General features: G+C 46.3%; 23 protein-coding genes. 7 read left to right on the forward strand and 16 right to left on the reverse strand.

Annotation, left to right across the window (positions count from 1 at the left end; all coding sequences use genetic code 11):
• Nucleotides 1-2: 2 nt before the first annotated feature.
• The 4 genes from ihfA (at nucleotide 3) to D1Z90_RS17015 (ending at nucleotide 2,757) form a co-directional block, all read left to right on the forward strand.
• Nucleotides 3-299 (forward strand): integration host factor subunit alpha, encoded by a 297-nt coding sequence (ihfA, locus tag D1Z90_RS17000; RefSeq protein WP_119911992.1) that lies wholly within the window; start codon nucleotides 3-5, stop codon nucleotides 297-299.
• Between the two features lie 184 nt (nucleotides 300-483).
• A complete protein-coding gene (gene cobB / locus D1Z90_RS17005) occupies nucleotides 484-1,200 on the forward strand; it encodes a Sir2 family NAD+-dependent deacetylase (protein ID WP_119911993.1) in 717 nt (238 codons plus the stop codon).
• A 71-nt stretch (nucleotides 1,201-1,271) separates the two neighbouring features.
• Nucleotides 1,272-2,123, forward strand: coding sequence for a hypothetical protein (locus D1Z90_RS17010; RefSeq protein WP_119911994.1), 852 nt, complete (start codon nucleotides 1,272-1,274; stop codon nucleotides 2,121-2,123).
• The gene (locus tag D1Z90_RS17015) at nucleotides 2,116-2,757 is read left to right on the forward strand and encodes a DUF2987 domain-containing protein (RefSeq protein ID WP_158587175.1); all 642 of its coding nucleotides are present in this window, start codon (nucleotides 2,116-2,118) and stop codon (nucleotides 2,755-2,757) included. The genes D1Z90_RS17010 and D1Z90_RS17015 overlap by 8 nt, the downstream gene beginning before the upstream one ends.
• A 100-nt stretch (nucleotides 2,758-2,857) precedes the next feature.
• Here D1Z90_RS17015 and ttcA read toward each other — a convergent pair whose 3' ends face one another.
• From ttcA to ccoN, 11 genes are all read right to left on the reverse strand, one after another.
• Nucleotides 2,858-3,781: a tRNA 2-thiocytidine(32) synthetase TtcA gene (gene ttcA, locus D1Z90_RS17020; RefSeq protein WP_119911996.1), complete on the reverse strand. Its 924-nt coding sequence runs from the start codon at nucleotides 3,779-3,781 to the stop codon at nucleotides 2,858-2,860.
• A 122-nt stretch (nucleotides 3,782-3,903) separates the two neighbouring features.
• On the reverse strand, nucleotides 3,904-4,839 hold the full coding sequence (uspE, locus tag D1Z90_RS17025) for a universal stress protein UspE (RefSeq protein ID WP_119911997.1): 936 nt from the start codon (nucleotides 4,837-4,839) through the stop codon (nucleotides 3,904-3,906).
• Between the two features lie 108 nt (nucleotides 4,840-4,947).
• Nucleotides 4,948-5,697 (reverse strand): fumarate/nitrate reduction transcriptional regulator Fnr, encoded by a 750-nt coding sequence (gene fnr / locus D1Z90_RS17030; RefSeq protein ID WP_119911998.1) that lies wholly within the window; start codon nucleotides 5,695-5,697, stop codon nucleotides 4,948-4,950.
• Between the two features lie 64 nt (nucleotides 5,698-5,761).
• Nucleotides 5,762-6,463 carry a sulfite exporter TauE/SafE family protein gene (locus D1Z90_RS17035; protein ID WP_119911999.1) on the reverse strand — a complete coding sequence of 234 codons (702 nt, stop codon included), beginning with the start codon at nucleotides 6,461-6,463 and terminating at the stop codon, nucleotides 5,762-5,764.
• Entirely contained in the window at nucleotides 6,453-6,650 is a 198-nt protein-coding gene (gene ccoS, locus D1Z90_RS17040) for a cbb3-type cytochrome oxidase assembly protein CcoS (protein ID WP_119912000.1), read from the reverse strand. The genes D1Z90_RS17035 and ccoS overlap by 11 nt, the downstream gene beginning before the upstream one ends.
• Nucleotides 6,647-9,040, reverse strand: a complete 2,394-nt coding sequence (locus D1Z90_RS17045) for a heavy metal translocating P-type ATPase (RefSeq protein WP_119912001.1) — start codon at nucleotides 9,038-9,040, stop codon at nucleotides 6,647-6,649. Before D1Z90_RS17045 ends, ccoS begins: the two co-directional genes overlap by 4 nt.
• Nucleotides 9,027-9,509: a FixH family protein gene (locus D1Z90_RS17050; RefSeq protein WP_158587176.1), complete on the reverse strand. Its 483-nt coding sequence runs from the start codon at nucleotides 9,507-9,509 to the stop codon at nucleotides 9,027-9,029. Before D1Z90_RS17050 ends, D1Z90_RS17045 begins: the two co-directional genes overlap by 14 nt.
• A gap of 89 nt (nucleotides 9,510-9,598) precedes the next feature.
• Nucleotides 9,599-10,573 (reverse strand): cytochrome-c oxidase, cbb3-type subunit III, encoded by a 975-nt coding sequence (gene ccoP / locus D1Z90_RS17055; RefSeq protein ID WP_119912003.1) that lies wholly within the window; start codon nucleotides 10,571-10,573, stop codon nucleotides 9,599-9,601.
• Nucleotides 10,573-10,758 (reverse strand): cbb3-type cytochrome oxidase subunit 3, encoded by a 186-nt coding sequence (locus tag D1Z90_RS17060; protein ID WP_119912004.1) that lies wholly within the window; start codon nucleotides 10,756-10,758, stop codon nucleotides 10,573-10,575. The genes ccoP and D1Z90_RS17060 overlap by 1 nt, the downstream gene beginning before the upstream one ends.
• 11 nt (nucleotides 10,759-10,769) lie before the next feature.
• A complete protein-coding gene (gene ccoO / locus D1Z90_RS17065) occupies nucleotides 10,770-11,372 on the reverse strand; it encodes a cytochrome-c oxidase, cbb3-type subunit II (protein WP_119912005.1) in 603 nt (200 codons plus the stop codon).
• Nucleotides 11,373-11,384: 12 nt separating this feature from the next.
• Nucleotides 11,385-12,812 carry a cytochrome-c oxidase, cbb3-type subunit I gene (gene ccoN / locus D1Z90_RS17070; RefSeq protein ID WP_119912006.1) on the reverse strand — a complete coding sequence of 476 codons (1,428 nt, stop codon included), beginning with the start codon at nucleotides 12,810-12,812 and terminating at the stop codon, nucleotides 11,385-11,387.
• A 270-nt stretch (nucleotides 12,813-13,082) separates the two neighbouring features.
• On the opposite strand from ccoN, the gene D1Z90_RS17075 reads away from it, so the two are divergent.
• Entirely contained in the window at nucleotides 13,083-13,571 is a 489-nt protein-coding gene (locus tag D1Z90_RS17075) for a hypothetical protein (RefSeq protein ID WP_119912007.1), read from the forward strand.
• Between the two features lie 86 nt (nucleotides 13,572-13,657).
• Here D1Z90_RS17075 and D1Z90_RS17080 read toward each other — a convergent pair whose 3' ends face one another.
• Genes D1Z90_RS17080 through D1Z90_RS17095 form a run of 4 tightly spaced genes read right to left on the reverse strand, consistent with a single transcriptional unit; the run spans nucleotide 13,658 to nucleotide 18,244 of the window.
• A complete protein-coding gene (locus D1Z90_RS17080) occupies nucleotides 13,658-14,653 on the reverse strand; it encodes an NAD-dependent epimerase/dehydratase family protein (protein ID WP_119912008.1) in 996 nt (331 codons plus the stop codon).
• On the reverse strand, nucleotides 14,650-16,311 hold the full coding sequence (locus tag D1Z90_RS17085) for a fatty acid CoA ligase family protein (RefSeq protein ID WP_119912009.1): 1,662 nt from the start codon (nucleotides 16,309-16,311) through the stop codon (nucleotides 14,650-14,652). Before D1Z90_RS17085 ends, D1Z90_RS17080 begins: the two co-directional genes overlap by 4 nt.
• A complete protein-coding gene (locus tag D1Z90_RS17090; protein ID WP_119912010.1) occupies nucleotides 16,311-17,195 on the reverse strand; it encodes an alpha/beta fold hydrolase in 885 nt (294 codons plus the stop codon). Before D1Z90_RS17090 ends, D1Z90_RS17085 begins: the two co-directional genes overlap by 1 nt.
• Nucleotides 17,195-18,244, reverse strand: a complete 1,050-nt coding sequence (locus tag D1Z90_RS17095) for a 3-oxoacyl-ACP synthase III (RefSeq protein WP_119912011.1) — start codon at nucleotides 18,242-18,244, stop codon at nucleotides 17,195-17,197. Before D1Z90_RS17095 ends, D1Z90_RS17090 begins: the two co-directional genes overlap by 1 nt.
• Nucleotides 18,245-18,482: 238 nt before the next feature.
• Between D1Z90_RS17095 and D1Z90_RS17100 the strand changes: the two genes are divergently transcribed.
• Nucleotides 18,483-18,899 carry a thioesterase family protein gene (locus tag D1Z90_RS17100; RefSeq protein ID WP_119912019.1) on the forward strand — a complete coding sequence of 139 codons (417 nt, stop codon included), beginning with the start codon at nucleotides 18,483-18,485 and terminating at the stop codon, nucleotides 18,897-18,899.
• Between the two features lie 102 nt (nucleotides 18,900-19,001).
• On the opposite strand, the gene D1Z90_RS17105 is transcribed toward D1Z90_RS17100, so the two are convergent.
• Nucleotides 19,002-19,799 (reverse strand): 4'-phosphopantetheinyl transferase family protein, encoded by a 798-nt coding sequence (locus D1Z90_RS17105; RefSeq protein ID WP_147378790.1) that lies wholly within the window; start codon nucleotides 19,797-19,799, stop codon nucleotides 19,002-19,004.
• Nucleotides 19,800-20,007: 208 nt separating this feature from the next.
• Between D1Z90_RS17105 and D1Z90_RS17110 the strand changes: the two genes are divergently transcribed.
• Nucleotides 20,008-20,751 carry a phage terminase small subunit-related protein gene (locus D1Z90_RS17110; RefSeq protein ID WP_119912013.1) on the forward strand — a complete coding sequence of 248 codons (744 nt, stop codon included), beginning with the start codon at nucleotides 20,008-20,010 and terminating at the stop codon, nucleotides 20,749-20,751.
• The last annotated feature ends 10 nt before the right edge of the window (nucleotides 20,752-20,761 follow it).

Here is a 20,761-nt window from a genome sequence, read left to right on the forward strand (position 1 = left end):
CTATGGCGCTTACAAAAGCCGAGATTGCAGAACGCCTGTTTACCGATGTTGGTTTGAGTAAACGAGAGTCGAAAGAAATGGTCGAATCATTTTTCGAAGAGATCAAGAAGTCGTTAGAAGCTGGGGAGCAAGTTAAGCTCTCAGGCTTTGGCAACTTTGACCTTAGAGACAAAAATGAACGTCCAGGACGTAACCCGAAAACGGGCGAAGATATTCCTATCAGCGCGCGTAGGGTTGTCACTTTCAGACCTGGTCAAAAACTGAAAACCCGGGTTGAAGATGGCCTAGAGAAGAAATAATAAAAACCGCCTTAATGGCGGTTTTTTATTTTTAATCAATCAGTTAGAAGGTTTAATTCGACCTAAACTGTCGCCTCAATAAGAAACCTTAACCCGCCTCACAGTTCGACCATAGTGGCATATTAATATTTTTTTAACCTTGCTATTTTTGCTTCATTATAAGCACAAATAAATCAGTATCCCGATGCAGAGCAAAGCTTACCAAAATATCGTTATTCTCACTGGCGCCGGCATCTCAGCCGAGTCTGGCATTCGCACTTTTCGTGCCGATGATGGTCTGTGGGAAAATCACAACATTGAAGATGTCGCCACGCCCGAGGGCTATCAGCGCGATCCTAAATTGGTGCATGAGTTTTACAACCACCGCCGCCATCAGTTGCAACAACCTTATATTCAGCCTAATCCTGCCCATGAAGCACTGGCGAACTTAAGCCAACATTTCACTGGCAATGTCACGATTGTGACGCAAAACATTGATGATTTACACGAGCGCGCTGGAGTGAGCGACATCATTCACATGCACGGTGAATTACTAAAAGTGCGCTGTCCGCATACGCAGCAAACGTTAGATTGGCGTGAGGACGTGAGCGCAGCCGATTTATGTAATTGTTGTCAGTTTCCTGAGCCTTTGAGGCCTCATGTGGTGTGGTTTGGCGAAATGCCGCTGTATTTAGACCGCATTTATCATCAACTATCGCAAACCGATTTGTTTATTTCTATTGGCACTTCGGGCAGCGTTTATCCCGCAGCTGGCTTTGTACAAGAAGCCGCTAGCAATGGAGCTCACACCATTGAAGTGAATTTGCAAGCCAGTGAAATCAGTCACCAGTTTAAAGAAATACGCCAAGGCTCCGCGGGGGAATTGGTGCCTGCTTTAGTGGCAGAGTTATTGGCAAACTAATTCATCATTTTGCTTTAACATCTTGGCCATAGCTCTTAAAATGCACCCACTAACGGATAGATGAGTGCATTATGAACCAACCGCAAAAGCTCCCTCAAATCGAAGTCGGCGGCAATTTACAAAAATCATTAGAGCAAGGGTTTCGTTTAGACCTGAAGAAGGTGTTGTCTGAGTCATTGCAACTCACAGTAAAAAACCTCGGTGTCATGTTACTGGCAGGGATTGCTGCGCTAGGCTTGATGATGCTAGTGAGCAGTTTAGCTATCTCATTCGCCGAGAGCATGGGCTTTATGCCGGAGCAGCTTGACGAAGAAGGTAACCCCGTCATTTTTACTAAGCCGATGATGGTGGTTGCGCTATTGATTGGTTTGTTTGCACTGCCGCCACTGACGGCTGGCTTTACCATGATGGCTATTAACCATGTTGTAGGCTTAAAAAGCAAAGCCACCATGGTATTTGATTTTTATAAACTGACGCTACCTTTGGCAACCGCTTTTATTGTGCCGAATTTGTTATCCGGTTTGATAATGAATCAAGACATGATCACCGGGGTGAGTTTAGGCAGTTTAGTGTACATTCCGTCTATATATATAAGCGCCGTGTTTGCCTTTACCATGCCATTGATGTTGGAGCGTAAGATCCCTGTGTTTCAGGCTTTGCCACTGGCGGCTAAACTGGCCCATAAAAATATTGGTCAGTTATTTATTTTGCACGCCATTATCAATTTTGCCATGTTGTTTGGTATCGTCACTTTAGTCGGCATCGCTTTTGCCGCACCTTTCGCATTTACCTTACAGGCGGTTATTTACCGTGAAGTCTGTGGTATTCGCTTACGGGTTGAGGTTAACCAAGATAGCGATAAGCCAGGCACATCAAATTCAAGTGATGACGATGATCAAGATAAGGGGCAGTTCAGTGCATAAAGTAGTGATTGGTTTATGTTTACTTGTCAGCAGTAGCGCCTTTGCTGCTGAGTCTAAACTTAAATACAGCGAATTTTATAAGCGTCTTGCTGCCATCGAGAAAGAGCAACTTAGCTTGGTCTACACGGCGTTTTACTTGTTTCAAGCCGACAGTGAGCAGGCTTGCTTTTACCAACAAGGCCAGTTACTGACGAATAAAGAGCAAGTGGCGGTATTGCAGGCAAAAAGCGGCGAGATTTTAATGCCATTGTCGCCAAAATTGAAACAAGATAAAGCCGATTTTATTATGACTTTTGATCAAGTGTCTGATTGTCGCTTGTCTATTCAAACCCTTGCCAGACCCGTATCCGAAGGTCGCCTCAATACGAGTTTGTTGATGGACATCAACACTGAAATGCACACCCTGATCAACAGCAATGCGGGCTTTTGGGGAAGGATGTTTATTCCTGAGTATTTGGGCCTAAATATTGAATTTGATAAGCAAGGTATTCGCGACTTGCCGCAAGAGTTTATCGACCGATTACAAGCCGGACGATTAACCTTGAGCAGCGCCGAAATTGCATTAATGGCGGAGCAAAATGTCAGTTTTGACGCGGATATTAAGACCATTAAGCCTTGGTTAGCAGCGCAATAAACTTATTAGCCATAGTTATAAAAAAAGCGCAGTGCACCACTTCGCTTTTTTGTTCTTCATGTAAGGTAGTTTAACGCGGGCGGTTAGCCTACGTTAACGATTAACTGAGCTCTACTACTTGTACCACGGCCTCACTGGGCTGGTGTTGTGCCAGACGGCGCTGCTCTTGCTCATCGGCTACGTCTTCATGGTCAAACGCGGTATCGCCACCGGCAATCACGCCGCTTTCTTTGCTAACAGACTTAAAGTCAAACAATTCATGATCCATTAAATGAGACGGCACAATGTTCTGCACGCTGCGGAACATGCTTTCGATACGCCCCGGGTAACGCTTTTCCCAGCCTTGTAGCATTTCTTTGATCATTTTACGCTGCAGGTTTTCTTGGCTTCCGCATAAGTTGCACGGAATGATGGGAAATTGCTTTATCTCTGCGAAGTGTTCAATGTCCGCTTCTTTACAATATGCCAAAGGACGGATCACGACGTGTTGGCCATCATCGCTGACCAGTTTAGGTGGCATCGATTTAAGCTTACCGCCATGAAACATATTAAGCAGTAAGGTTTCTAAAATGTCATCACGGTGGTGGCCCAACGCAATTTTGGTTGCACCTAGCCGGGTCGCCGTAGAGTATAAAATACCGCGACGTAAGCGTGAGCATAAAGAGCAGGTGGTTTTACCTTCTGGGATCTTATCCATCACGATAGAGTAGGTGTCTTCTTCGACGATTTCATAGTCAACACCCAGCGCTTTGAGGTACTCAGGTAATACGTGCTCTGGAAAACCTGGCTGCTTTTGGTCCAGGTTGACCGCAACCAACGAAAAATCAATCGGCGCATGCGCTTGTAAATGCAATAAAATGTCTAACATGGCGAAACTGTCTTTACCGCCAGATAAGCACACCATGATTTTATCGCCGTGTTCAATCATGTTGAAATCAGCAATGGCTTTACCTGTTTCACGGCGAAGGCGTTTAAACAGTTTGTTTTGGTTGTATTTGGCTTTCGCCTCGGGGGATTGGCTCATGCTGTAATCTCGTCAAAATGGGTCGCGGTATTATAACCGCGACGCGTTATCAGGCAAGGGCTGAATGGCAGCAAAAAACGCCGAAGCTAAGCGACGGCGTTAATCTAAGGGAAGACGAGGAACTAGGGTTGCGCGAGGGGCGAGACGTAATCTAAAGGTTTAAGTGCTAACAAGTCGCAATCAAGCATATCAATCACGTGTTCCGCCGTGTTGCCAATTAACGCTGCACTGATACCGGTTCGCCCTATGGTACCAAGCACCACTAATTTAGCCTCTAATTCGGCGGCCAATTGAGGGATAACTTCTTCCGCTAAACCTTCTTTTACATGAAGTTGGTTTTCAGCAATACCATGTTGCTCGCCATGCTCAATGGTCATTTTAATATGACGTTCTTTGATCGCATCGTTGTATTCAACGGGGTTGAAGTCCGGTAGCTCAACAGCAATGTTAACCGGGGTACTTGGAAACGCATTGACAAGATGAACACTGGCGCCAATCATGGCCGCGATGTCGACACTTTCTTGGGTAATTTTATCATTGAGTGCCAGGTGCTCATCGTCTTCTGCGGTCGCATGGATAGCGGCAACGATATTGCCGCCTTCTGGCCACGCGTGATCTTTAACTAAAAGCAGTGGCTCGGGGCATTTACGCAGCAAATGCCAGTCTGTTGGGGTAAATATGACCGACTGTAATTTCGGATGGGCGTGGGTGCCTTTGACGACAAGATCGTGGCCAAAGTCTAAGGTTTCTTGAATGACGCTTTCAAACGGGCGATTGTGCCAAATTACTTTAACTTCAATGTTGAGCCCTTTTTGACGATAAGGGGTGGCCAATTCATTGAGCCATTCTTGTTGTTGTTCTATTACGCTGGCGCGCATGGCCTCACGTTCGTCGGCCGACAACATGGTGGTCATTTCAAATGAAAAGTCATAAATAGACAGAAACAGTTTAAGTTTACATACATCTTCGTGTTGCGCGATAAATGCGGCGCGAGACAGGGCGTGTTGTTGTTCTTTGGTAGGGTCGATGACCACTAAGATATTGCGGTATTTAATCATGATTCCCCCAACTTGGCGTTTTGTAGGACTAGTTATAATCTAGTTCAAAATGCCAATTACGTGGGGGAGTTAGATCAATTTATTGAAGTATTATCAATATTTAGAGCATTATTCTGGTTTTACTGCGCCAGCAACTTCTGCCAGTTTGTCATGATCTTTAATGGTAATGTATTTGCCTTTTACCGCAATCATGTCACTTTTTTGGAAACGACCCAACAAGCGGCTGATCGTTTCAACTGTTAGCCCTAAGTAGTTACCTATGTCGCCACGTGTCATCGACAAACGGAACTCTCTAGGCGAAAACCCGCGCTCTGAGAAGCGTTGTGACAAGCTGTAAATGAATGCACCTAAGCGTTCCTCGGCGTTCTTCTTCGACAGCAATAATATCATTTCCTGGTCACCCACGATTTCGTTGCTCATCATGCGCATGATTTGTTGACGCAGTTTCGGCATTTGACCGGAGAGATCATCCAGGACATCGTAAGGAATTTCACAAATCATCGAGGTTTCTAATGCTTGTGCAAAACTAGGGTGTTCGCCGGTGTTAATGCCGTCAAAACCGACTAAGTCACCCGCCAGGTGGAAACCTGTAATTTGCTCATCACCCTGCTCAGTAATAGTGTAAGACTTTACGGTACCAGAGCGAATAGCATAGAGCGCTTTTAGCTCCTCGCCAGCCTTGAATAACTCTTCGCCTTTTTGGATCGGTTTTTTACGCTCAATGATGCTATCAAGCTGATCCAACTCAGTTTCATTTAAGCTGACCGGGATACATAATTGGCTAATACTGCAATCCTGACAATGGATTTCACAACCGCCAGATTGCACACGTTTTAGGGAAGGGTTTTCCGACTTCATAAGCACTATTTCTATTCTTGACTTAGGTCAAGATTGTAACATTTATGGGTACAATATAGGTAGTTTAGATTTGTAGAAAAACAAGATAAATTGAGTGAAAAGCGAATAAAGCAATCAATAAGCCGGCAAAATAGCGAAAATACACTGCATTTAACCAGCGCTTTAAGGTTTGCGTCGCAACGCCTAAACTGATCATGGCTGGAAAGGTACCGACAGCAAAACCCGCCATAATGACTAAACCGTTAAAAGCGCTACCACTGACCGCGGCCCAAGCTAAAGTAGAGTAGACCAAACCACAAGGCAACCAACCCCAAAGCAAACCAAAAGGTAATGCATGCCAAGGGCTGCGCAGCGGCATAAATTGTTTTGCTAGTGGCTGAACGTGTCGCCACACTTTTTGCCCGGCGCGCTCTACTATGGTTAAACCTTGCCACAGGCGGCTAATATACAAAGCCAGCATGAGCATCATCAAAGCCGCCAGCAATCGCAATACAAGCAGGCCAAATTTGGCATCGAAAAACTGGCTGAGTTCTTTGGTGGTGGCCGCAAAAAGTAAGCCTATCAGGCAATAGCTCAACCCCCGGCCTAGGTTATACAAAATCAAGCTTAACCAAGTATTGAATCGACTCGGAGGTTGGGGAGACTGTCCTACTTGAGTTGGCGCAACGTTATAAGACAGTGCGCTGGCGAGGCCACCGCACATCATTAAACAATGGCCGGCGCCTAGCAGGCCAATTAGCGCAGCTGCAAAAAAGTCACTCCACATGAGATGAGGGTTTAGATTTTATCTGTGGTTTGGTGCCAGACTTAGGTTGGTCTTCGTCAAATAAAATGTTGACGCCTTCGCGGTCTAAGTCTTCAAATTGATCAGATTTTACCGCCCAGAAAAACAATACCACGGCAACAGTGACAAAAATGATGGCAATAGGGATCAGGATATAAATAATGCTCATGACTTTAATAGCCTCAAAGAATTACTGACGACAATAACTGAGCTCAGTGACATACCCAACACCGCGATATAAGGCGGCACGTGGCCCGTTGCTGCCAAAGGCACAATCGAAATATTATACCCCAAAGACCAGGCTAAGTTTTGCCAAATAATGCGTTTGGTTTTAATGGCTAAATCACGGGTTTGTTGCAGCTTGTTCAGCCGTTCACCGAGTAAAATTACATCGGCAGAGTTCTTTGCGATATCACTGCCACTGCCAATCGCGACAGAGACATGGGCTTGAGAAAGCACGGGGGCATCATTGATGCCATCACCCACCATTAAGGTTAACTGACCTTGTTGTTGCAAGCCTTGCACTTGTTGCTGCTTTTGCGCCGGTGTTAATCCGGTGTGAACATGATGCAGGCCAAGTTGAGTCGCCACTATGTTGCCTTGAGCTGAGCTGTCACCGGTTAGTAGACTGGTTTCTATGCCTGCATCGTGTAGCGTTTGTAAACTGGCCTGTGCGTCTTCGCGAATTTTATCGGCTAACTCAAACTCCGCAATAAGCTTGCCTTGCAAGCACATATACACCACTAAATTATCGCTTTGTATCGGACCGGGGTTATGTTTGCAAAATGCGGCAGTGCCAAGCGTAAGGCGTTGGTTTTGATATTGCCCTTCAATGCCTTCACCGGGGTGGTTGTTCACACCCGTGACCGTTTGGCTGGCGTCTAAATAGGGCTTAAAGGCTAAGCTAATAGGGTGTTCTGAGTGTTGCTCTAGCGCGCTGGCAAGGCTTAATACTTGTGCGGTTTGCCAGCCTTCATAAGCGTTAGTATTAACCACTTGAAATTCACCGCGGGTCAGGGTGCCGGTTTTATCAAATAAAAAGTGATCAACTTTGGCGAGGGTTTCTAACACGTGCCCCTTTCGTACCAAAACGCCCATGCGATTAAGGTGCGCAGTCGCGCAGGTCAGCGCAGTAGGCGTAGCTAAAGAAAGGGCGCAAGGACAGGTTGCCACAAGCACAGATAAAGTAACCCAAAAAGCGTGTTCAGGGGCAATGACATACCAACTGACGTAGGTGACCACTGATACGATTAACAAAACGCCCACAAAATAACGCGAGATGTGATCTGCCACAATCTCAATTTTTGGTTTGTCGGCTTGGGCAGAGTCTTGTAAGCGCATGATGTCTGAAATTAAGGTGTGTTGGCCCACTTTATCCAACGCCACTTTCACTGGACTATCAATATTGATGGTGCCAGCAAAAACCGTGTCTGCAACCGTCTTGAGCAAAGGCATGTGTTCGCCGGTGAGCATCGACTCTTCAAAGCTGGACTTACCTTCAATGATATGGCCATCTGCAGGCAGGGTTTCTCCCGGTTTCACAAGAATAACTTGGCCTGCTTGTAACTGCTTCGCAGGGACATGAGTGACTTGTTCATTGTCAACCAGCCATGCCATTTTCGGCATCAGTTTAGCCAGGTTATTGCCGCTTTCAGCTGCTTTTCGCCGAGCTCTAAGCTCAAGCATTCGACCCAATAACAAGAAGAAGGTAAACATTGAGATAGACTCAAAATATACTTCACCTGTGCCCATGATGGTGGCGTAAGTGGAGGCGATAAACGCGCCTAACAGGGCGATAGACACAGGAATGTCCATGCCTAAGGTGCGATTTCGAATATTGCGAAGGGCGTTGAAGTAAAACGGCTGCGCACTGTACAGCAATACAGGCGTCGCCAATAATAAGCTTACCCAGCGGAAATACTGGCGAAACTCTTCTTCCATGCCGGTGAATAAGTCTGCGTAAAGGGCTACAGCAAACATCATCACTTGCATGGTGGCGATACCAGCCAAACCAATTCTACGCATGTAAGCTTTGACTTGCTGTTTGTATATTTTTTCTTGTTCGTCAGGCTCAAACGGGTGCGCTTGATAACCGACCTTGGCAATGTTTGCGAGGATTTCGCTGAGTTTAAGCTGCTCGCCGTGCCAGCGCACAGTGGCGCGGTGTAAGGTAGTGTTGACGTTGATAAAATCGAGGCCGGGCAGGGTACGCAGTTGTTTTTCGATTAACCAAGCACACGCGGCGCAAGTGATACCGTCAATAGAAAGCAATACCTGTTTGTGCTGTTTGTCTTGTTGTACAAAATCGTTTTCTACTTCTGCCACATCGTACAGGTCAAGCTGTTGCAGTGCTTCGGGGACTAAATTATCAAACCGACTGGCGGTTTCTGTGCGGTGCTGATAATAAGATGTGAGGCCGCTGTCGACAATCGTCTGAGCAACGGCTTCACAACCCGGGCAACACATCTGGCGAGGCGCACCGTCAATGTCAACTTGGAATTGACTATTGGCGGGAACCGCTTCACCACAATGAAAACAAGCGCGTTTACTGCTTGCCATCTAGTAATGCCTTTTGTGCCGGAAATTCTATGTCTTCTTGCACGCGCCAGCTACCGTCAAAAGGTTCAACCCGCACGCTCCATTTACCTTGGATAGGCTGTGGCAGATCAAAACGGTATACCCCATTGGAGTCGGCACTCAGCATCAGGGCAATGTCTTGCTTGGCCAGAGTCGGGTGGTACAAATTGAATTTAAGCGCGCCTTGGTGATTGTCTCCACCAGAGGCAAATGAAACTTCACCTTGATCATTTTCAAGAGAAACATTGAGGGTGATGTTAGCGTCGAGTGCGGTTTGGAGCTTAGATAAGTCAGCATTAATTGCTTTACCGGTTTTGTAATAGTCTTCCGCTACCAGGTCGACTTTGTTGTCATGAGCGATGATGACAGTGGTGATGCCGGCAATCACAGCGGCTAAAGGTAATAAGATGATTAGCCAAACAGGGCTTTGGTGGAACCATTTATTTTTCACTTGCACACTCCTTAAAATTGCAGTGCGCAGTGTAACAAAAAGGCAAAAAAAAGCCCCGAAAAATCGGGGCTTTTTATCAGAATATAATACTATTCTTTTTCGTTCGACAAGGAGTAAACGTAAGCAGAGATAATTTGTATTTTATCTTCGCCTAAGATGTCTTTCCATGCTGGCATTACACCATTACGGCCGTGACGCAGAGTGGCTTCAACCGCTTTACGTGAGCCGCCGTATAACCAGATGTTGTCAGTCAGATTAGGTGCACCCAATGCTTGGTTACCTTTACCGTCAACACCGTGACAGGCCATACAAGCACCAAAAAGCTCTTTGCCTTTTTGCGCTTCAATCGCGTTGACTTTACGACCGCTGAGGCTCAAAACATAAGACACCAAGTTTTGCATGCCTTCGCCAGCCAGCTGCTCTTCGCTCAGTAGACCACGAACAGGCATCAGCCCTACGCGACCTTCCATTAGCGTTTCTTTGATCTTGTCGCCGCTGCCGCCATATAGCCAATCGTTATCGGTTAGGTTAGGGAAGCCGGTGGCACCTTTCGCGTCTGAGCCATGACACTGGGCACAGTTTTGTAAGAATAAGCGTTGGCCTACTTTTACCGCTTCAGGGTTATGAGAGATTTCTTCGATAGGCAAGTATTTACCGTCGTCGCCGTAGGCGAGGGCTTTAAATACTTCACCGTACTTCTCTTCCGCTGCGTTTACTTCACGTTGGTACTGAGAGTTAGACTCTTTTGCACGCTCGACCGATTCAGCTTTAGAAGTGATATCGTAATCGGCACTGGTCCAACCTAATAGACCATTGCCGAAGCCACCAAACGATGGAAACAACAGTACATAAATCAAAGAGCCAACGATGGTAAAGGCAAATAAGCCTACCCACCATTTAGGCAAATCGGTATTTAACTCTTCGATGCCGTCGAAGCTATGTCCCATGGACTTACCTTCTTCAACACCCATTTTATCTTTTGCACACCAGTACAAAAGAATGGCACACCCAAAAATTACGATTAACGTAATTACGGTGATCCATACGCTCCAAAAAGTGCTCATTATTTCGCTCCTGCGTTCTTGTCTTCTGCACTTGCTTTGAGGGCTTGTTCGTCATCTGCGAACACGAGATTAGCAGCTTGCTCAAAAGACGCTTTGCGCTTGCTGCTGTATGCCCAGGCAATAATTCCAATAAAGATTACAATTAAAAAACCTGTGTAAAGGCCACTGAAAGTGCCGTAATCCATATTAAAACCCCTTATTTAAGTGCATGACCTAACGATTGAAGGTAAGCAATGAGGGCATCCATTTCGGTTTTGCCTGCCACTGCAGCTTCAGCGCCAGCGATGTCTTCATCACTGTACGGTACGTTGAAATAGTCACGGAAAGTAGACAGCTTTTTAGCCGTTAACTTGCCGTCCAGTTCCGTCGTCTCAAGCCATGGGAAACCAGGCATGTTTGACTCAGGAACAACAGAACGAGGATCGATTAAGTGCGCGCGGTGCCAGTCATCAGAATAACGTTGACCGACACGTGCCAGATCCGGACCTGTTCGCTTAGAGCCCCACAGGAACGGATGCTCCCATACGTGCTCACCGGCTACTGAGTAGTGGCCGTAACGCTCAGTCTCACTTCTAAATGGACGGATCATCTGGCTGTGACAAACGCTACAACCTTCACGGATATAAATATCACGACCTTCCATTTCTAACGCCGTGTAAGGGCGTAAACCTTCGATTGGCTCAGTGGTTTCTTTTTGGAACAGAAGCGGGGTAATTTCCGCTAGACCACCGAAGCTGATTGCAACCACTACAAGGATCGCAAGCAGGCCAATATTCTTTTCTACCTTTTCATGTTTCATTATCGCGATTCCTTATGCTTCTTGCACTTCTGGCTGCAGCGAGCCTTTTGGTGCAACTATGGTCTTATAAGCGTTGTATGCCATGATAAGCATACCGGTTAGGAAGATCGCACCACCTAAGAAACGTACAAAGTAGAACGGGTATGAAGCTTGTAGTGACTCTACAAAGCTGTAAGTCAAGGTGCCGTCAGAGTTAACCGCGCGCCACATTAGACCTTGCATAACACCTGAAATCCACATTGCGACAATGTAAAGTACTGTGCCCACAGTCGCTAACCAGAAATGCACATTGATAAGGCGAGTACTGTACATCGCACCTTGGCCAAATAGGTTAGGGATCAAGTGGTAAACCGCACCGATAGAAACCATGGCAACCCAACCTAGGGCACCAGAGTGAACGTGACCTACGGTCCAGTCAGTGTAGTGTGATAAGGCGTTAACCGTTTTAATTGCCATCATCGGGCCTTCGAAAGTAGACATACCGTAGAACGACAAAGAAACAATTAAGAAACGAAGAATAGGGTCATAGCGAAGTTTATGCCATGCACCAGACAGCGTCATAATACCATTGATCATGCCACCCCAAGAAGGTGCGAATAGAATCAATGACATCACCATACCCAGCGACTGTGCCCAATCAGGCAAAGCTGTGTAGTGAAGGTGATGAGGACCGGCCCAGATATAAACCGATGTTAACGCCCAAAAGTGAACGATAGACAAACGGTAAGAATAAACCGGACGACCCGCTTGCTTTGGTACGAAGTAATACATCATACCCAAGAAACCTGCAGTCAGTAGGAAACCTACGGCGTTGTGGCCATACCACCATTGCACCATCGCATCGACAGCACCGGCATAGACTGAATAGGACTTCATCATGGCAACAGGCACCGCAGCGCTGTTAACTATATGAAGAACCGCAACAGTGATAATGAAGCCACCGAAGAACCAGTTAGCTACATAAATATGCGATGTCTTACGTTTTACGATTGTGCCAAAAAAGACAATGGCGTAAATCACCCATACCACGGCAATCAAAATATCGATTGGCCACTCTAGCTCGGCATACTCTTTAGAAGTGGTATAACCCAGTGGGAGAGTGATCGCTGCCGATAGAATGACTAATTGCCAGCCCCAGAACACAACTTGTGCCAGAGGACCACCAAACAGTTTTGTTTGACAGGTACGTTGAACAACGTAAAAGGAGGTTGCCATCAAAGCACACGTACCGAAGGCAAAAATTACGGCATTAGTGTGAAGAGGGCGTAAACGGCTATAAGTTAGCCAGGGAGTGTCGAAGTTTAAAGCTGGCCAGATTAACTGGGCCGCAATTAATACACCAACACCCATACCAACAATACCCCAGATGATAGTCATCACGGTAAATTGGCGTACAACTGCATAGTTGTAATCGGGTTGAGTTTCTATTTGGCTCGTCATTATTTTTGCTTCCGCTGCTGTCCATTGTTAATTTGTGAAAGGGCTCACAGAACAATTAGCAAACATTTACATCAATTTACATTGGCTACCCAATCTGGATTGGAATGTAAGACGTAAATATTCGGTGCGAATTCTACTCCAGTTCACGTTACAATAACAGTCAGACTCGGGGCTAAATTCTTATATGCCAAGAATTTTGTTAACTTAAACGCCAAAAGTTTGAGCAATTGTATAAAACCTACTCAAAATAGGGTTATTGAGAAAAATGAAATGAAATTAGAACTAAAGCGTATTTTACAGATTTTATTTGTTTTAACGATTTTAGGTGCTGCATTTATCTACCGCACCTACCAAGGAGAGCCGGTATCTGATCAGCCAGAATCTAACTCTGAGCCAATGCCTGAGGTTGCTTTGTGCGACTTTGCCAAAGGATGCGTGATCCATGATGCCGCCGGCGATATTAGCGCTCAGTTACAAGCTGGCAATGAGGTGTTAGCAGAAACACCTTTTAACTTGACGTTAACTTTACCAGAAGGCGCGCAGTTGAAATCGGCTAACATCACTGGCCATGATATGTTTATGGGAAAAATTCCGGTTAAATTTAACAAGTTAGAAAACAACCAACAGTATCTCGCCGAAGCCATGGTTGGCGCTTGTGTTACTGAGCGAATGCGCTGGAATTTAGCCCTTGAAATTCAACCGGTGCAAGGCGAGCTGATCGCCAAACAATTTGTGTTTGAGATTGAGCGTCATTACTAATAATGACGCTCAATCAGTATTTGCTGACACAAAAAAGCCTGAGTTAAACTCAGGCTTTTTTGTGTCAGTCTTAACATGCACAGCGATCAGGACTGATTAAAAGACTGCTTTAACTGCGCCATACCTTGGGCAATGGTAATAGGCGCATGATAGCCAAAATCGCGCTTCGCCGCGCTAATGTCAAACCAGTGACTGGTTGATAATTGCTTCGCAACAAAGCGTGTCATGGCAGGCTCTTGCTGCAATGATGCAAAACGATAAACGGTCTCGAGCGCTGCGCCAATGCCATATGCCAAAGAGGCGGGCACACGTTTACTGACGGCGGGTAGCTGCGCCGCCGCTAAAATGTGGTTGAGCATTGCGGCCATGGTAATAGGCTCATCATTACTGATGAAGTAGGCTTTGCCCGCGCACTTGCCATCTTGGTGTAATTCTTGTGCTGCCAAAAAGTGGGCGAGCGCGGCGTTTTCCACGTACACAGTGTCTACTAGCTTATCTTCTTTACCCACTAGCGCCAGCTTGCCTGCTTTTGCTTTGGCGATCACTCGGGGGATCAGGTGGGGGTCGCCCGGTCCCCAAATGAGGTGTGGTCGAATGGCGCAGGTTTTAAGTTGTGGGCTATTTGCCGCTAAGACAGCGCGCTCGGCAATAATCTTGGTGCGGGTGTAAGCATTCAGGGGGTGGCTGCAATAAGGCGTTGATTCATCAACGCCATCTTCATCTTTGCCAGAAAATATTACACTTGGCGTACTGGTATAGACCAAATGCTTGATCCCTAAGCTTTGGCAAGCATCAATGATATTTTGATTACCGGTAACATTAGTGTCGATGTACTCTTGTTCATCGCCCCATACGCCGGCTTTGGAGGCTACGTGGAAAACCGTATCGCAATTCTCCATGGCTGTGGATATCGCGACTTTGTCGGCTAGGTTGCCAATAATCACGTTCACGCCTAAGCGAGATAACTCAGGGTGTGGACCACGCACTAGCGCGTTGACTGCTATATTGTGTTGGCGCAATAAACGCACCAGGCTCAATCCAAGGAAGCCCCTTGCTCCAGTGATCATGACTTGTTGCATCATTGTTTCTCTAATTCTTGTTGGGCCCAGACGCTGAGTTTCTCTCGAAAAATTTTGGCGTTATGCCTGACGTCTACCGGAAAAGCGCGGTGGAAAAAAAAGTGTTGTATTTGCTTGGTGTGCGCTTGCTGAGCCGCCAGTTGTTGTAATTCAGCAATGACCTGCGCTTTTTGTTGCGTATCGAGCGGAGTATTGGCTTCAATACAAAGGGCCGCTTGGGCTGTTTGGCCAACGCTGACTTCTACCAACGCAGTGCGACTCACCTTGGTGTGCTCATTAAAAATACGTTCGCAGCAAAGGGTAAATAGGTCGCCGCTTGGTAAGCTTACGCGGTGAGATTTTCGTCCGCACATCCACAATTTTCCGGCATCATCAAGATAGCCTAAATCACCCATGCGATGGTAGTGGCCACCTTGTATATCGTCGTCAATTTTTGAACTTAACGTTGCGTTATCACGATGGTAATACTGACGAGAGACCACAGCGCCTTTGACAATGATTTCACCAATTTGGCCTTCCTTTAACAGCTGGGCTTGGCTAAGCAGAGCGATAGGCTCATCCGTAATCGCAATGATGTCGATGGTGACATCGGCGATAGGATAACCGACACAAATACCACCACCTTCTCGAGTGTGTTGCTGCGTATCACGGAGCAGCTCATGACTGCCTATTTTGCTGATTGGCAGTGACTCGGTCGCGCCGTACGAGGTCCAGATTTCAACCTTGGGCATGAGCATAGATTGAAATAATTCAATGGATTCAGGCGTTGCGGGCGCGCCGGCAGAGATAACCCGTTTGATACTCTTGAGCTGCCAATGTTGCGTGTTACCTGCTTGGCCTAAAATATTCAGTAACGCCGGGTTAGCAAATAAATTAGAACATTGGTAATGATCAATGGCGTGCTTGATATAATCAGGGTTCGCCGTGATGGGTTTACTGGCATCCATGTCTGGGATAATGGACGCCATGCCAAGCGCGGGCCCAAATAACGCAAACAATGGAAATGTTGCTAAATCGCGCTCACCCGGGCGAATACCGTAATCGTCTCGCAAGGCGGCAATTTGTGCATTAAACATTTCATGACTGTAGACCACGCCTTTTGGTGTACCTGTGCTGCCACTGGTGAACAGGATCGCGGCCATGGCATTGGCTTCATGAGCGGGCGCCACAAAGCTGCCTTGATTGGGGTATGTTCGTTTAATGCCTGCAAAGGTGGTTAACCAGCTATGTTTGGCCACAGCTAAGTGACTTTTTATCGACGTTTTACCCCAGCCAAATAATACCCTGGCAATATGGGCTTTACTAATGCCAATAAAATGATCGGGCTTGGCTTCTTCAAAACATTGCTTGAGGTTATTAATGCCCATGCCTGGGTCGACAAAAATTGGCACCGCACCTAAGCGAAACAGGGCGAAGGTAAGGGCAAAAAAGTCGACGCTTGGGGTGACCATTAATACCACTTTATCCGTGGCCTTAATGCCAAACCCTTGCAATGCCCAGCAGGCATGATCACACTCTTGATCGAGCTGACTAAAACTTAATTCGGTAAAGGAGGCTTGTCGGCTAAAACCGAGGTGATGTTGGATGGCAACTGCCAAAGCGCTCGGCTGCGCTTTGGCCATATGGGCGAGGTGATTGGCTATATTTTGCGGATCACGCATCACGGGTGTTGCCGAATAAACTTACAAATAAGGGGCACTAATTCTTCTTGCGCGTCTTCTAACACGTAATGGCCACAGTCTGGGTACTTATGGACCTGTGCTTGTGGAAAATGCGCTTGCCAACGGTGTAAGAAATGTTGATCAAATACAAAGTCCAACATGCCCCAACCAAGAAATACCGGGATGTTTTTAAACTGCTGTAAGCTTGACTCTATGCTAGAGACAATTGGGTAAGCCTTATCGCCCGGTTTTAATGGAATGTCTTGTACAAATCGCACGGTGGCAATTCGGTTTTTCCAATTATTGTATGGCGCCACATAAGCCTGGCGAATTTCTGCGTCCATCGGTTTGCGTTTGACGCCAATATGAGACGCTAAGCTACTGAAGGCGTTGATGCCACGGATCATGCATTCGCCGACAAAAGTATTGCGGCCAAGCCACAAGCGTTTGGGTAAACGCTTGCTGTTAGGCAAATGGAACGCCGCAGTATTAAGGGCCACAATTTGCTTGATTTGCTGAGGGTGGCGCGCCGCGTACCCCATGCCTATCATGCCACCCCAATCGTGCACCACTAAGGTGATGTTTTTGTTAATACCTAAGTGTTTAAGCAAGGCCGATAAATCGTCTATGCGTTGCTCTAAGGTGTAGTTGTAATGCTTATCGCTGGGCTTATCTGACAAACCCATGCCGATATGATCTGGCACTATGGTTTGATGGTCGGCTTTTAATTGCGCTACCAAGTTGCGGTAGTAAAAGCTCCAGCTGGGGTTACCGTGCACCATGACGACAGGATCGCCTTCACCTTCATTAATATAATGATATTGATGGCCATTTATGGTCAGGTAATTCGGTTTATAAGGAGAATACTCTGCTGCTGTTTTCATTACCAAGTTAATCCCAACATCATGCAATTTAGACCGCTGCCAATACCTAAAAATCCGACTTTGTCACCCGGCTTTAGAAAGCCTTGTTCGTGCGCCATCGCGGCAGTTGCGGGTAGAGAAACCGTGCCCATATTACCCAGCTTTTGGTAGCTAGGGTATTCTTTTATGGCCGGAATCGATAACGCTTCAAGCACATTTTTGCGATTGGCGGAGCCAACCTGGTGACAAATCACTTTGTCCACTTGCTGTGCTTGCCATCCACTGGTTTGCAGCAGTTGGCCCCAAGTTTGTTGAGCCAATGCCACGCCATGTTTTAGCAAGGAAACCGCGTCAGTACGCATGGTTTCTTTAAAGGTGCCTTTGCTGATTTCTTCTAATCCCCAGTAACATAAATCATAATGCTCTGGTGCGGCTAATGTCGCGGCGCATTCGAGTTTGTGCGCACGTTGGTTGGCAAGGGGCAAGCTGCCGTCCGTGAGCAGCACGGCTACCGCGCCTGAGCCGCCGGTCAAAGTTGCCAAGCAAGATGCAAAATTTTGCATGCTAGGGTTCGTGGTCATCTTTTGGATCGTGGTGTCAACAATGTCTCTGGCTGACTCACACGACACCACTAAACCTGCTTTAATCTGACCCAATTGTATCCGGTTGGCAATATCTAACATACCTGACAAAACACCCAAGCAGGCGTTGCTAATGTCGTAGATACTGGCTTGTTGCTTAATGCCCAGCTCAGCCGCTATGCGACATGCGGTGGCTGGCTCATGCTGATCACGACATACGCCAGTGTACACCACCGCGCCAATGTCTTTAGTATCCACCTGTGTTTCGGCGAGGGTTTTTTTAGCTGCGGCAATGGCCCCATCACTGACTAAGGTGTTGTTTGGCCACCAGCGACGCTCTTCAATGCCTGTTAATGCTGCCAATTGGCCACTTGGGATACGAAATTTTTCGTATAAGGGCGCTAGCCGCGCTTCTAAACTGGCACTGGTGACCGGTATAGGCGCTAATTCATAGGCGATACTATTAACGAAGACGTTGCTGTAATTCATTGACTGATTTTAGCCTTATAAGATCTAGGGTCGTAAAAAAATGGCTCATTGGAACAAGAAAAAATTTAAGATGCAATAACTACTCAATGAATTTTCTACCTGTTGCTTCATTCTTTGGCTGTTTGTTGATATTTTCACCATTTACCGACATCTATTGGACATATTACGCGGTAAAGATTGATGTAATAAGGCCATGTAATATATAACAGCTTTTTCTTATTTCGCCATGAGTATGCTTATGTCTGCGCAGACAAACTTGAGTCAAACATTTCACTTTCCCGTGCAAATCTATTATGAAGATACTGATTTCTCTGGGGTGGTGTATCACCCAAACTTCCTCAAGTACTTTGAACGGGCCAGGGAGCATGTGATAGGCGCGCAAAAGTTGCAACAACTGTGGCAAGAGCAGGGAATTGGCTTTGCCGTTTATCGGGCCGATATGGGTTGCTTTGAAGGGGTCGAGTTTGCCGATGTGGTAGATATACGCACTCAGTTTTATTTTGATGGCCCATACCGAAGCGTGTGGTTGCAAGAAGTTTGGCGCCCAGGTGCGAGCAAGGCGGCAGTGAAAGCTGAAATAGAAATGGTGTCGATGAACAAAGACAAACAGCTGTGCCCACTTCCAGCGGATGTATTGGCATTGTTAGGCCAATAAGCGCGGCTAAAAACAGCAAGACAGCGCGCTAGCCATCCTAGTAAAAATGCAAGTTGACAGCTTTGAGTATGGCTTTATGGGTAAGATAAAGCCATTTCGGCATTATAAAATGGCTTGTTCTATGGTCAAGGGCGTGGCCGTTTGTTGTGACAACGCCATGTGTAATCCCGGTTCAACCGAAAACCATTGGCCGTAAACATCTTGGATGTTTTTGGTTGACGCCAATTGACGACCTAGCGAGTCTGGGTGAGATTGCTGGCTGACCGTGGTGCGATTGACACGAATTTGGCCATTACCATAGTCCGTGAGCAACTCTTGGTAATCTTGGTCAATTCGAATGTCTTCCAGTTTAATCCTAAGGCCTGTGCCTAATAGCTTGCCAGTGGCTTCTTTTAACGTCCATAAACGGTAAAAGTAGTGACGACGGTGCTGTTTTTCTAACGTTTGAATATCTGCTTCTTCACCCGGCCCAAAGTAGTTTTTAACTATGGTGAGGTAATTCAGGCTTAAGTCGTGCTTTTCCAAGTCCAAACCCAAAGGTTCGTTATGTAGCGCTACGGCCACATAAGGATAGCTATACGAAATGCTGATGTGAGGCATTATTTTGTCGACAAAATTGTAGTGACTGCAGCTTAACGTTGGCTGTCCCGCGTCATTATGCTCGATGATCCAATCGACGGGCTCAATGTGAGGGGCCAATTTAAACAAAGCTTGACGAATAAGAATACGCGCATAAATGCGAGAAAGGTTCTTTTCTTCGTTCTGGCTTTGACTTAACAGCTCTATTTCTTCTGGTGTAGACCAATGTTTACTTAAAGAAGTAAAAGAAAGTTCTGTCAGCATGTTGATATCAGTATAAATCACTGCGACATTTGATAGATCTAGATCATGTTTTTGCACGATAGTTACATACACCTCTCGGAATTAGCTATATTAGGCACTGCTTGCTGTTCCGGCACGTTGTATCGAAATAGAGACTCAGGTATCCTAGCCTCGATTTAATTCTTGCCTGTATTTTGGTGGCAATTTATCAGACTTTTACTAGTAAAAAAGAACTAAATGTATCAAAAACATCAATTCGTACCGCATCTTTGTGTGAGATCAATACATGACTCATAAACGCCATGCTAATGCTACCACGACTTTAGAGATGCGTGAATTTATTCAACAGTCTGATTTACCGGTTGCCAAGTTAGCTAAAATTCTCAACATCAGCGAGTCCACAGTGCGAAAGTGGAAAAAACGCGACAATGTTGAAGACGTTTCCACCAAGCCCGTAAGACTTAATACCACATTATGCCCTGAGCAAGAATATGTGGTGGTTCAATTAAAAATCATTTTACATTTCAGTTTAAACAAACTGTTAAGTGTGACCCGTACGCACATTCACCCACAAATGTCGCGTTCGGCACTGGCTCGTTGCCTCAAACGCCATGGTGTATCGCAACTTGATGCCCAGTCGCCAGAGCCATTAGCAACGGGTCGTTTCGATGAGTTACACATCGGCCAAGACGAACACGATTGTCAACACTTTTCAATCAACCAACATACCCTCGCGGATGCTTTACAACTCAGCACAGATAATAAACAAGCTGTGGTGCAAGTGTTGGCCAAGCAAATTCCTCCGCAGCATTGCCAGGGCGAAAAGACGTTTATGTTTGTTGCCAGTGACCCAACGACAGACTGGGCATACGTTGACATTTATCGTGACAGCGCCAAAGCGGCGTCCACCCGTTACATGCGTTACGTATTAAATCACGCGCCTTTTCATATGCGACGCACCCTTGCCAATAACTATGACGTATTTCGTAAAAAATTTGGCTCGCAAACCGTTTTTGAGCTAACGCCCTAGTCAGTGGCTT

This window comes from Motilimonas pumila, assembly GCF_003596335.1.
Lineage (GTDB): Bacteria > Pseudomonadota > Gammaproteobacteria > Enterobacterales > CBDFNC01 > Motilimonas > Motilimonas pumila.